The organism is Aureimonas sp. D3 (assembly GCF_001463805.1).
Lineage (GTDB): Bacteria > Pseudomonadota > Alphaproteobacteria > Rhizobiales > Rhizobiaceae > Aureimonas > Aureimonas ureilytica_A.
Window position 1 is genome coordinate 1 of sequence record NZ_BBWM01000002.1, and the last position, 12,340, is coordinate 12,340.

General features: G+C 65.3%; 12 protein-coding genes. 10 read left to right on the forward strand and 2 right to left on the reverse strand.

Translation table 11 applies throughout. The features are described 5' to 3' along the window. The 5 genes from AUL36_RS00140 to modC form a co-directional block, all read left to right on the forward strand. On the forward strand, positions 1-424 hold a 424-nt coding region (locus AUL36_RS00140; RefSeq protein WP_156418209.1), incomplete at its 5' end, for a site-specific integrase. Between the two features lie 486 nt (positions 425-910). Then, complete coding sequence (locus AUL36_RS00145) at positions 911-1,342, forward strand: hypothetical protein (protein WP_062216661.1); 432 nt, start codon at positions 911-913, stop codon at positions 1,340-1,342. Positions 1,343-1,557: 215 nt separating this feature from the next. Beyond that, positions 1,558-2,355: a molybdate ABC transporter substrate-binding protein gene (modA, locus tag AUL36_RS00150; protein WP_062217142.1), complete on the forward strand. Its 798-nt coding sequence runs from the start codon at positions 1,558-1,560 to the stop codon at positions 2,353-2,355. Between the two features lie 20 nt (positions 2,356-2,375). After that, a complete protein-coding gene (modB, locus tag AUL36_RS00155; RefSeq protein ID WP_062216664.1) occupies positions 2,376-3,080 on the forward strand; it encodes a molybdate ABC transporter permease subunit in 705 nt (234 codons plus the stop codon). Next, on the forward strand, positions 3,077-4,174 hold the full coding sequence (gene modC, locus AUL36_RS00160) for a molybdenum ABC transporter ATP-binding protein (protein ID WP_062216667.1): 1,098 nt from the start codon (positions 3,077-3,079) through the stop codon (positions 4,172-4,174). The genes modB and modC overlap by 4 nt, the downstream gene beginning before the upstream one ends. Positions 4,175-4,176: 2 nt before the next feature. Here the strand turns inward: modC and AUL36_RS00165 are convergent, their stop codons facing one another. Both AUL36_RS00165 and AUL36_RS00170 read right to left on the reverse strand, forming a co-directional pair. Beyond that, positions 4,177-4,701 carry a hypothetical protein gene (locus AUL36_RS00165; protein WP_062216670.1) on the reverse strand — a complete coding sequence of 175 codons (525 nt, stop codon included), beginning with the start codon at positions 4,699-4,701 and terminating at the stop codon, positions 4,177-4,179. Continuing rightward, a complete protein-coding gene (locus tag AUL36_RS00170; RefSeq protein WP_062216673.1) occupies positions 4,698-6,851 on the reverse strand; it encodes a glycoside hydrolase family 3 N-terminal domain-containing protein in 2,154 nt (717 codons plus the stop codon). The genes AUL36_RS00165 and AUL36_RS00170 overlap by 4 nt, the downstream gene beginning before the upstream one ends. A gap of 173 nt (positions 6,852-7,024) precedes the next feature. Here AUL36_RS00170 and AUL36_RS00175 point away from each other — a divergent pair, with 173 nt between their 5' ends. The 5 genes from AUL36_RS00175 to AUL36_RS00195 all read left to right on the forward strand — a co-directional run bounded on the left by AUL36_RS00175 (position 7,025) and on the right by AUL36_RS00195 (position 12,221). Continuing rightward, complete coding sequence (locus AUL36_RS00175) at positions 7,025-7,957, forward strand: transglutaminase family protein (protein WP_062216676.1); 933 nt, start codon at positions 7,025-7,027, stop codon at positions 7,955-7,957. 61 nt (positions 7,958-8,018) lie between these two features. After that, on the forward strand, positions 8,019-8,834 hold the full coding sequence (locus AUL36_RS00180) for a transglutaminase-like domain-containing protein (RefSeq protein ID WP_058598946.1): 816 nt from the start codon (positions 8,019-8,021) through the stop codon (positions 8,832-8,834). 122 nt (positions 8,835-8,956) lie between these two features. After that, entirely contained in the window at positions 8,957-9,259 is a 303-nt protein-coding gene (locus tag AUL36_RS00185; protein WP_082655372.1) for a DUF2171 domain-containing protein, read from the forward strand. Then, complete coding sequence (locus AUL36_RS00190) at positions 9,256-10,416, forward strand: SMP-30/gluconolactonase/LRE family protein (RefSeq protein ID WP_062216679.1); 1,161 nt, start codon at positions 9,256-9,258, stop codon at positions 10,414-10,416. Before AUL36_RS00185 ends, AUL36_RS00190 begins: the two co-directional genes overlap by 4 nt. Positions 10,417-10,598: 182 nt before the next feature. Then, positions 10,599-12,221, forward strand: coding sequence for a peptide chain release factor 3 (locus tag AUL36_RS00195; RefSeq protein ID WP_082655373.1), 1,623 nt, complete (start codon positions 10,599-10,601; stop codon positions 12,219-12,221). Positions 12,222-12,340 lie beyond the last annotated feature (119 nt).

Sequence of the window (12,340 nt, forward strand, 5' to 3'; positions counted from 1 at the left end):
CCCCGCCCCGCCCGTCGTGATCGAAGCGCTGAAGGAATGGCAGTCCGCTTGTCCTAAGGGCGAACTCGGCCTCGTTTTTCCAAATGGCGCCGGCAAAGTCGAAGCGCTGAACAACATTCTCCGCCGCGGGCTGCATCCTCTCTGGATCGCGGCGGGCGTCACGATCCAGACGAAGGAGAAGGACGAGCACGGCAAACCGATTCTGGCGCAGCGCTATTCTGGCATGCACGCGCTGAGGCATTTTCATGCGTCGTGGCTGATCAACCGAAAGGAGGATGGCGGCCTCGGCCTACCGCCGAAAACGGTGCAAGATCGCACGGGTCATTCCACGATCGCGCTGACGATGAATAGATATAGCCATCTGTTTCCGACCAATGATGATGGCTCAGAAATGGCCGCCGCGTCGGCTCTGCTCGTCGGCTAGATTTCAGCCCGACAAGGTCGCTGGGGCCGATTTGTGCGGTTTGCAACAATATGGCCCTGCAACATGGACGCAACATGGCTTCGGAACCCCAGCATTCGCGGGCTTCGGACAGGCTTTGTAATCAGGGGGTCGCGGGTTCGAGCCCTGCAGCCGGCACCACGGGTCCACAAACCTCCATTCGATCGTTGATCTTTGTAGTCTTCCCAGCGTTCGACGGCGTCGGGTGAGTTTCAGAGCGTGGCAGTTTGCTCCCGATATCTCGGTCGAGCCTTGCCTCTTCTTCTGACCCTCGCCAATATTGATTGAATCGTATTTTCAATAAAACCCGCTAATGAGAGCAAGCATGTTTTCGCCATAGGCGGCAGACATGCAAATGGCATGGCCGTTACTGATCAGTTGGTTCGATCTTTAATGGTTTTTTCCATCCCGCCTGAACGGCCGGTGGCCAATCTGGCCCCACGCTGAACATGCTGATGGAGCCTAGCGATGGCCAAGAAAACGAAAACGAAAGCCGTGAAGGTCGAGACCGGCGAGCCGGCGACCAAGCGCGGCCTGTCGCGCAAGGTCAAGATTCTGGCCGGCTGCGCCACGATGTTCGCCATCGTTTCAGGGGCCGGTGGGGCCTATCTTCTGACGCAGTCGCCCGCCCATGCCGTCGAGACGGTCGAAGCCGGCCCCCCGCCGATTCCGGTTCCGATGCCGGTGGAACTCGTCGCGTCCGCTGCGCAGCTTCAGGCAAGCGATTATCAGATCGTGTCGATCTTCCGGAACGAGGCGATCGTGGCGACGCGCGACAATCTTGTTCGCCTGAAGATCGGCTCGTCCGCGCCGGGCATCGGCACGGTGACCGCCATTCAAGCCGGCGACAATGGCGGCGGCGCCATCGTCGGAACGGACGCGACTTTGAAAAGCCTCTGACGGCACGCGAGGCCCGATCTCGGGCGGAGATGGTCCGTCTTCGCGAAATCGATCGTCTCCCCTTCTCGCGTTCCTTCCCAACTCACCATTCGGAAAGGCCAGCCTTCGGGCTGGCCTTTCGCGTTTGCGGCTTCGTTTCGGGGATGACGCCCCTTTTCGAATGGCGGGCTCCGCTATATCCATTCGGACATATCGGATCAGCTGAGGGGTCGTCCGTGACGAATCGTAGATGCCTGTTTCGTCTTTTGACTGCCGTGGCCCTCGTGATCGGCGGGCTGTGCCAGGCTCCCGCTCACGCGCAGGACAAGGCTCCCGTGGTCTTTGCGGCCGCGAGCCTCAAGAACGCGTTGGACGATGCGAATGCGGCTTGGAAGAAAGACGGCGGCTCCGGCGCGACACTGTCCTATGCCGCGAGTTCCGCGCTCGCGAAACAAATCGAGGCCGGCGCGCCAGCCGATCTCTTCGCCTCCGCCGATCTCGCCTGGATGGACTATCTCACGGGGCGCAAGCTGATCCGGCCGGACAGCCGCGTCGATCTTCTCGGAAACGATCTGGTTCTGATCGCACCGGCAAACTCGACTGTCTCGGCCGAGATCGCATCGGGCTTTCCGCTCCGTTCGATGCTTTCAGGGGGCAAGCTCGCCATGGCGAATGTCGATTCGGTGCCGGCGGGCAAATATGGCAAAGCCTCGCTGCAAAAGCTCGGCGTCTGGAGCGATGTGGAAGGCAGCGTGGCACAGGCCGAAAACGTGCGCGCCGCGCTGCTCCTCGTATCTCGCGGCGAAGCGCCGCTCGGCATCGTGTATAAGACGGACGCGGTGTCCGACCCGAGTGTTCGAATCGTCGCGACCTTTCCCGCCGATTCGCACGAGCCGATTGTCTATCCCTTTGCCCTGACGGCGGACACGAACTCGACGCAAGCCGAAGCCTTTCTCACCTTTCTGAAAAGCGACGCAGCCGCCGCGCTGTTTCGGAAACAGGGTTTCACGATCCTCGATCCGGCCCGCCCGTAAGCGTCGGGCGAGGTCGAGGCATGGAAACAGCATGGGGCTTCAGCCCGGACGAATGGACGGCCGTGCGACTCAGCCTTCGCGTGGCGAGCGTCGCGACGCTGGCCAGCCTGCCCTTCGCGCTTCTGGTCGCCTGGCTCCTCGTGCGCACCCGCTTTCCTGGCAAGACGCTGCTGAACGGTCTCGTTCATCTGCCGCTGGTTCTGCCCCCGGTGGTCACGGGCTACGTTCTGCTGCTGCTGTTCGGGCGGCGCGGGCCACTAGGCATCTTCTTCGAGTCCTGGTTCGGACTGGTCTTCTCGTTCCGCTGGACCGGCGCCGCGCTTGCCTCCGCCGTGATGGGGTTTCCGCTCATGGTGCGGGCGATCCGCCTGTCGCTGGAGGCGATCGACCGCCGGCTGGAGGATGCCGGCGCGACGCTCGGCGCGGGCCCAGTCTGGGTCTTCCTCCTCGTGACCCTGCCCCTCGCCCTGCCCGGCATTCTGGCGGGCCTCATTCTGGGTTTCGCCAAGGCAATGGGCGAGTTTGGTGCCACCATTACCTTCGTCTCCAACATTCCCGGCGAAACACAGACGCTTCCGGCAGCGATCTATACGCTCACCCAAGTGCCAGGTGGGGATGCTGCGGCGCTGCGCCTGACGGCACTCTCCGTCGCTCTCTCCATGGCCGCACTGATCGCCTCCGAGTGGCTGGCGACGCGGCTCAACCGACGCGTCGGCTCTGCATGAGCCTCGATGTGTCCGTGCGCCAGCGCCTCGGCGCGTTTCAACTCGACATCGCCTTCCGCGCCGAAGGCGGGCTGACCGCGCTGTTCGGGCGCTCGGGCTCGGGCAAGACCTCGCTGGTGAATCTCGTCTCTGGTCTCACGCGGCCGAATGAGGGGCGGATTGCGATGGGAGACCGTGTGCTGGCCGATACGAAGACCGGGCTGTTCGTCCCCGCCCATCGACGCCGGATCGGCTATGTCTTCCAGGAAGCGCGCCTGTTTCCCCATCTAACGGTGCGGCAGAACCTCGTCTTCGGCCGATGGTTCGCGCCTCGGGCGGAACGACGCGCGGATTTCGACGGGGTGGTCGATCTCCTCGGCCTATCCTCGCTTCTCGCGCGCCGTCCGCAGCGCCTCTCGGGTGGAGAAAAGCAGCGGGTCGCCATCGGCCGCGCGCTTTTGGCCAGCCCACGCCTTCTTCTGATGGACGAGCCGCTGGCCGCGCTGGACGAGGCACGGAAGGCGGAGATCATCCCCTATATCGAACGGCTGCGCGACGAGGCGGGCGTGCCGATCCTCTATGTCAGCCATTCCGTCTCCGAAGTGCGACGGCTCGCCTCGCATCTGGTGGTTCTCGCCAACGGCCGCGTCGTCGCCAACGGACCGGCTGCCGGCGTGATGGATCGTCTCGACCTGTTTCCGCTCGCAGCCGATCAGGAGCCGGGCCGAGAACTCGATGCACAGGTCGTCTCGCATGACCCATCCTATGGGCTGACCACCGTCGCATTGGCAGGCGCGCGGTTTCATCTCCCCACCGTCGCCGCTCCGATCGGCAGTCCTCTGCGGCTGCGCATCCGCGCGCGGGACGTGATGATCGCGACACGAGCGCCGGATGGGATCAGCGCGCTGAATGTCGCGCGCGGGCGGATCGTGTCCGTGCGCCCCGATGGCCGCAGCGGCATGGATCTGGTGCTGGATTGCGCGGGTGACGAAATCCTCGCGCGCATCACGCGCCGCTCCTTCGACGAACTCGGCCTGCATCCCGGCACCATGGTCTATGCCGTGGTCAAGGCGGTGGCCTTTCGCCCGGCCGGCGAGCGCCTGCCAGAGGACTGATCTCAGACGAAACGCAGCGTCGCCAGCGGCTTCAGCGCGGCCTCCAACGGTTCGACGATAGAAGGTTCGCGTCCGTCGACCGCGACCACACAGGACGCGAAGGCGACGGGCTCGCGCAGAAGAGCGGCAAAGGCCGTCGCCCAGGCCCGTGTGTCATCGCGTGTCGGAATGCGGGTCGATGTGATCTGGGCCAGTCCGGGGACGGCCAGAAGCCCGGCCAGTCGCGCGGGCGATAGATCCAACACAGCGGCCGGGGTAATGAGGCGGCCCATGAAGCCGGCCGGCCGATAGCCATCCGCGATCAGCCAATCGGCTAGGCCGGGCACACGCCCTTCCGTTTGGAGAAGCGGGCCTGCGCGCGTCCAGGCTGCCTCGGCGCGGCGGCCGGGCACGGTGACGAGAAGAATCGTCCGAGTCTCCATGCTGTCGGCCTGTGCGCCCCAGGGACGGGCCACGGCCCCGCCAGCCAGCGCCAGCCCACCAGCCAGAACCGCGCGACGCGTCGGGCCACTCGTCACGCCTTTCATGATCCACCTTCCTCGATCTGGATGGTCTGGCGCAGAAGCTGCGTGCGGTCGGCCGAGGGGCCGACGAGGATTTCATATTCACCCGGCTCGACGGAGGGCGTCAGATCGGGGCCAGGAAAAGCGAGAGCAGCCACGGGCAGCGTCAGCATCGTGCGCGCCTCCTCGCCCGGACGCAGCGCCAGGCGATTGAAGCCCTTGAGTTCGAGCAGCGGCCGGGCGACGCGCGCCACGGGCTTGCGCACGAAGAGGAAGACCGTTTCTTCCGCCAGATGCTCGCCGTCGTTGGCAAGATCGACCGCGACCGTGATCGTCTCGTTGCCCTTCGGCCGCTTCGGCTCGACCTCCAGCGAGGCATAGCGGACCCGCCCATAGGTCAGACCATGGCCGAAGGCGAAGAGCGGCGTCGTCGGCAGGTCGATATATTTGCTGGTATAGTGCCCATCGGACGCCGGCCGGCCTGACGGCCGTTCGCCGAAGAAGATCGGCACCTGCCCGACCGAGCGCGGCCAGGTGATCGGCAGTCGGCCCGAGGGCGAGGCGCGCCCGGTCAGAAGATCGGCGACCGCATGACCCGCCTCGCTGCCGAGGAACCATGTCGCCAGAACCGCATCGGCCCGGGCAAAAAGCCAAGGCACGGCGATCGGCCGGCCGGAGGACAGGAGCACGACGGTCGGCCGGCCGAGATCGAGAACGGCGCGGGCGAAATTAGCTTGATCGCCCGGCAGGTCGAGCCCCGTGCGGCTCGCGGCTTCGCCGCTCATGTCGCGCGTCTCGCCGATGGCCAGAATTACGAGATCGGCCTCGCGGCAAAGCGCCAGCGCCGCTTCCGGCCCGCCCTCTTCCGCCTCGTCCACACCGACGCCGCGCGCATGGGAAATGGTGCAGTCCGGCCTGATCTCGCGCAGCCCTTGCAGGAAGGTGACGCACTCGCCCGCCTCCCCCGCGCCGGACCAGCTTCCCATCATGTCCGTCGCCGCATCGGCCAAGGGGCCAACCATAGCGATCCGCTGCGGACGCTCGGACAGGGGCAGGACCGAATGGCGATGGCTCAGCAGCACGGCCGAGCGCCGCGCCGCCTCGCGCGCCAGCGGGCGGTGCTCGGGCAGAAGCGCCCCGGCGCCCTCACCGCCGGGCGCAAGCCCGCGCATCGGATCGTCGAAGAGGCCGAGACGCTCCTTCAGCGCCAGGACGCGGCGCGTGCTCGTCTCGATCTCGCCAAGGGTCACAAGCCCGCGCTCCAGGGCAAGAGGCAGCCCCTGCTCATAAGCGCCGCTCATCATGTCGATGTCGACGCCGGCCTTCAGCGCCAGTGCGGCGGCTTCGGTAAGATCGGTCGCGACGCCATGCGCGACGAGTTCCGCAATCGCGTTGTAATCGCTGATGACGACGCCATCGAACCCCGCCTCGCCGCGCAGCCAGCCGTTTAGGAGCGGGCCATTGGCCGTCATCGGAACGCCCGATAGATCGGAAAAAGCTGGCATGACGGCCGCGCAGCCCGCCGCGATGGCCGCTTGAAACGGTGGCAGATAGGCTTCGCGCAGCGTGCGCTCGGACATGTCGGTCGAGGCATAGTCGCGCCCCGCCGAGGCCGCGCCATAGGCGACGAAATGCTTCACGGTGGCCGCGACGCTCCTCGGATCGGACAGATCGTCCCCCTGAAAGCCACGCACCTTGGCCGCGCCGAACAGTGACTGGACATAAGGGTCCTCGCCCGCACCCTCCACCACGCGGCCCCAGCGCGGATCGCGCGAGACGTCGAGCATGGGTGCGAAGGTGAGCGCCACGCCGTCGACGGCCGCTTCACGCGCGCTCGCCCGCGCCGTCGCCTCCCAAAGCGACGGGTCGAAGGCGGCGGCTTCGGCCAGCGGCACGGGAAACACCGTGCGATGCCCGTGCACGACGTCGAAGCCCAGCAGCAGCGGGATTTTCAGGCGCGATTCCTCGATCGCGACGCGCTGGATGTCGCGCACAGACTTCGGGCCGAAGACGTTGAGGAGGCTCCCCGCCCGCCCCGCGCGCACCGCGCCGGACGCATCGCCGCCGAGAATCGGCCCGGTGACGGAAAAGCCGGCGGCCAGCATGTTGAGCTGGCCGATCTTCTCCGTCAGCGTCATCTGCGACAGAAGCGCGTCGATGCGCGATGCGGACATGGGCAGGTCTCCGTCTCGAGAGATGTCTTGGACCATGGCGATGGGCCGCCTATCAACCGGTCCTGCGACGAGAATGAGGCCGCGCGTAGGGGCCTGCCCCAGGCGCGGACCGCTTGCCGGCTGACCATCTCCATGGATAAGCATGGTCTTTCGTCCATGGGAGAGGTGCGCGGATGGCCGTCTTTTCGGTTCGTCACAAGACGGTGTTCTATTACGCTCGGCCGGTCTCGTTCGGCGAGCACAGGCTGCTGTTCCGTCCGCGCGACAGCTACGACCAGCGCCTGCTCACCTCCACGCTCGATATCGATCCGGCCCCGGCCGACATTCGATGGATGCACGACGTTTTCGGAAACTGCGTCGCTCTAGTCAGCTTCGACACGCCGGCCAAGCGCCTGTCCTTCGACGCGCGGCTGACGGTGGATCACGCCCCGCAGGCCGCGCCCGACTTCCAGATCGACCCGGCCGCCCTCACCTATCCGTTCGACTATGGCGCGGACGATCGGCTCGATCTCGGACAGACCATCGAGCGCCATTATCCCGACCCGCAGGACGAGGTCGGCAAATGGGCGCGGCGCTTCCTCGCCCACGGGGACCGGCATACGGATACGGGCAAGCTCCTGATGACGCTGTGCTACGCGATCCGCGAGTGCTTCTCCTATGCGCGCCGACACGAGCGAGGGACGCAGACGCCCTACGAGACGCTGCTGCTGCGCAAGGGCACCTGCCGCGACTTCGCGTTGTTCATGATGGAGGCCGTTCGCTCGCTCGGCTTCGCCGCCCGCTTCGTCACCGGCTATATCTATGTGCCGGATCGGGATGGGTCGGATACGCTGGGCGGCGGCGCCACCCATGCCTGGTGCCAGGTTTTCCTGCCGGGCGCCGGGTGGATCGAATTCGACCCAACCAACGGCATCGTCGGCAATCGTGATCTGATCCGGGTGGCCGTGGTCCGCGACCCCACGCAGGCGACGCCCTTGTCCGGTACCTTCAGCGGCGCCGCTGCCGACAGTCTCGGCATGACGGTGCAGGTCAACGTCACCACCGAAGGTAGATTGGAAGGGACACTGCCTATCGAAGAGGCAATTTGTAAAAAGATTGGAACATAAGCAGCGTTCGTGCCTTCATAGCGAAACGGCGCACTCCGCGCCGCGCGAAGGGGACTCACGAATGCGGATCAAGGCAGGCTTCACGCTGGGTTATGAATGCGCGCAGCCCACGCCCATGCTTCTCGTCCTGAATATCCACCCATCGCGACGGGTCGATCTTTTGAGTGAGCAGGTGCTTTACTTCGACCAGCAAGTGCAGCCTTGGACCTACACGGACGGGTTCGGCAACTCCTGCACGCGCATTCTCGCGCCGGCCGGCACGACGCATATTTCAACGAGCTTCGAAATCTACGACTCCGGCGAGCCTGACGCCGTTGCCTGGAACGCCGTGCAGCACGAAATTCAGGACCTGCCCGACGAGGTGCTCGTCTATCTTCTTGGCAGCCGCTATTGCGACACCGACAAGCTCGCGAACTTTGCCTGGCAGCAATTCGGGCACACCGCGCCGGGCTGGGGCCGGGTGCAGGCCGTCTGCGATTTCGTGCACAACCATATCGCCTTCAACTATCAGAACGCCGATTCCACGCGCTCGGCGCATGGGGGGTTCACGGATCGCACCGGCGTCTGCCGCGATTTCGCGCATCTGGCGATCACGCTCTGCCGCTGCCTCAACATTCCCGCGCGCTACTGCACGGGCTATCTCGGCGACTTCGGCGTTCCTCTTTCGCCCGCTCCCATGGACTTCAGCGCCTGGTTCCAGGTCTATCTCAGCGGCCGCTGGTACACGTTCGACGCGCGTCATAATTTCCCGCGCATCGGCCGCATTCTGATGGCGACAGGCAGGGACGCGACAGACGTCGCCCTGTCCACCAATTTCGGCCCCGCCCTCCTTTCGCATTTCCATGTCGTTACCGAGGAAGCGTTCGCCTACGCCTGACGGCGAGGTGATCTGCGACGGATTCGTCAGCCGGCTCATGAGCACGGAACGGGCGAGCCCTTGCCCGATTGCAGTTTCGATAGCGCCGCAGGGCGCTCGGACTTCAATCGGATAGGTAGGACATGGCCGATAGCACGCAGATTCAAGAACATATGGAAATCCTCGGCTCCGACGGGGAGCATGTCGGAACCGTCGATCGCCTCGATGGTGCGCGTATGAAGCTGACGCGCACCGACCCGGCCGCCGGGGGCGAACACCACTTCATCCATGTGGACTCGGTGGAAAGCGTGGAAGATGGCAAGGTCCGCCTGAACCGGACGGGGGCGCAGGCGCGCGACGAATGGGGCGTGGAAAGCGTCGGTGGCTTCACGGCGGAGGATCACGAGCATGGCGCCGAGCCCGGCTCGGCGAGGGTCGGCCCATGAGCCGCCTTCCGAACCATCCGCAAACCGGCATCCGCGCCGCGCTCATGGCTGCTGCGCTGCTCACCGTCTCGCCGGCCGCCTTCGCGCAAGTGCCCTCGCCCGCACAGGCTGCGCCCAAGCTCGAAAAGCTGGCCGATTTCCCCCATCAGGTAACGGGCGTGACCGTCGCCGAGGATGGCCGCGTCTTCGTCAACTTCCCACGCTGGACCGAGGATTCGCCCGTATCCGTCGCCGAACTCACCAAGGCCGGCACACTGAAGCCCTATCCGAGCGACGAATGGAACGCGTGGCGCAACGCGCGCAAGGACGAGATGGACGCCAGCCAGCACTGGGTCTGCGTCCAGAGCGTGGTGGCCGATGGGCGCGGCCATGTCTGGGTGCTCGATGCCGCCGCGCCCGCGCAGTCTCTGCTGGTGCCCAAGGGCGCCAAGCTCGTGCGCATCGACCTTGCAACGAACGAGATCGGGCAGACCATCGCTTTCGACGAGACGGCCGCGCCGCAGGGTTCTTATCTCAACGATGTGCGCTTTTCGCCGGACGGACGCCACGCCTTCATCACCGATTCCGGTGCCAAGGGCGCGCTTCTGGTGGTGGATCTCGAAAGCGGAAAAGCCCAGCGCGTGCTGGACGGCCATCCGTCCACGCAGGTCGAGAAAGGCGTGGAGGTCAAAGCCGACGGCCAAGTGCTGCGCCGTCCCGATGGGCGCGGCGTGGAATTCGCCGCCGATGGCATCGCCCTCTCGAAAGACGGCCAGTATCTCTATTGGCAGGCGATCAAGGGCAAAACACTCTATCGCGTCGCGACTGAAACGCTTGTTGGCTCCGGTCTGAAGGGGGACGACGTTTCGAGCGCGGTGGAGCCCTTCGGCGAGAACGGCGTGGCGGACGGGCTGCTGATCGGGCGCGAGAGCGGAGCCATGTATGTGACCGCGCCGGAGGAAGATGCCGTGAAACGGCGCGACCTCTCCGCCGGCCCATCGGGCAAGCCGGAAATCCTCGTGAAGGACGAGCGGTTGCGCTGGCCCGATACGTTCAGCGAAGCGCCGGATGGCTCGGTCTATGTCACGACCTCGCGCATTCAGGACTCCGCCTTCTTCAAACCGGACGCACCGGCCAGCCTGCCAACGCAGCTTTGGCGGATCAGCTTCGGCGAATGAGCCTGCGCAATTCGTAGAAAAGGCCGGCGCTTTGCCGGCCTTTTCGTTGCAACCCGTGCGACGGCAACAACAAGGGAAAGCCTCGCCCGACTTGCAGCCGAGGCCCGCAAACGGCATGGAGACGGCAGGAATGTTTGTCGCCGCGCCGAGATCGCGGCCTTGAGACTGAAAAAGGCTTCATCATGAGCGCCGCAACGGACATGACGCAGGCTGCGTCCGCCGTGCCGACCGGCTATGCCGCCCGTCGCACCTTCGCCATCATCTCCCACCCGGACGCCGGCAAGACGACGCTGACGGAAAAGCTGCTGCTCGCCGGCGGGGCCATCAACATGGCCGGCGCGGTCAAGGCGCGCGGCGAGAACCGCCGCGCCCGGTCCGACTGGATGGAGATCGAGCAGTCGCGCGGCATCTCCGTCACCTCTTCGGTCATGACCTTCGAGCGCGAGGGCATCACCTTCAACCTACTCGACACGCCGGGCCACTCGGACTTCTCGGAAGACACCTATCGCACGCTGACCGCCGTCGACAGCGCCATCATGGTGGTGGACGCGGCCAAGGGCATCGAGTCCCAAACGCGCAAGCTCTTCGAGATCTGCCGCCTGCGCGACATTCCCATCATCACCTTCGTCAACAAGGTGGATCGCGAAGGCCGCAGCCCGTTCGAGGTGCTGGACGAGATCGAGGAGGCGCTGGCGCTCACCGTCTCTCCGCAGGTCTGGCCTGTCGGCATGGGCACCGATTTCCAGGGCTGCTACGATTTCGCCCATGACGAGTTCATCTATTCCAAGACCCGCGCCAACGGCCCCTGCGACAGTCTGAAGAAGGTCGAAGGGCTGGACGACCCGGCCTTCACCTCCATGATCGCGCCTCACGTGCTGGAGCGCTTCGCGGAAGAAGCCGAACTCGCGCGCGAGGGCTATGCGAGCTTCGACGCCGACGCCTATCGCCAGGGGCATCTGACGCCCGTCGTCTTCGGCAGCGCGCTGCGCGACTTCTCGGTGGACCAGCTCTTGCGCATCGTCGCGCGCTTTGCCCCGCCGCCGCGCCCGCAGCCCTCCGACAAGGGGCCGGTCGAGCCGACCAATGACGAGGTTTCGGCCTTCGTCTTCAAGGTTCAGGCCAATATGGACCCGAACCATCGCGACCGAGTCGCCTTCGTGCGTTTCTGCTCGGGCCATTTCAAGCGCGGCATGAAGCTGAATCATGTGCGCTCGGGCAAGCCGCTGGCCGTCAACAACCCGATCTACTTCTTCGCGCAGGAGCGCGCGCTGACGGAAGAAGCCTTCGCGGGCGACGTGATCGGCATTCCCAACCACGGCACGCTGCGCGTCGGCGACACGCTGACCGAAGGCGCGGCCTTCCGCTTCACAGGCCTGCCCTCTTTCGCGCCCGAAGTCATGCGCCGCGTGCGCTTGGAAGACACGATGCGCATGAAGCAGCTCCGCCGTGCGCTGGAGGATCTGGCCGAGGAAGGTCTCGTGCAGGTCTTCAAGCCCATGTTCGGCTCGAACTGGATCGTCGGCGTCGTCGGCCCGCTCCAGCTCGACGTTCTCGCCTCCCGCATTCGGGGCGAATACAAGACCGAGATCGGCTTCGAGCCCGTGCCCTATTCCACCGCGCGGTGGATTTCGTCGGCCGACGAGCGCAAGCTCAAGGACTTCATCAAGGACAACGGCATGAGCATCGCGCTCGATCGCGACGAGCGGCCGGTCTTTCTACCGAAAAGCGACTGGGAGCTGCGTTACGCCCGCGAGCGCAACCCGGACATTTCCTTCGATGAGACCCGCGAACTGGTGGCGGTTTGACATGTCTCAGGCCGGTGGGTGCGGATGATGCCCGCCGGCTTTCTTGGGTCGATCTCTGTTGGAGCTATTGGCAAGAGAAGCGATGGCCTGAGCGGCAAACGCCTGACGGCGTTTGCCTG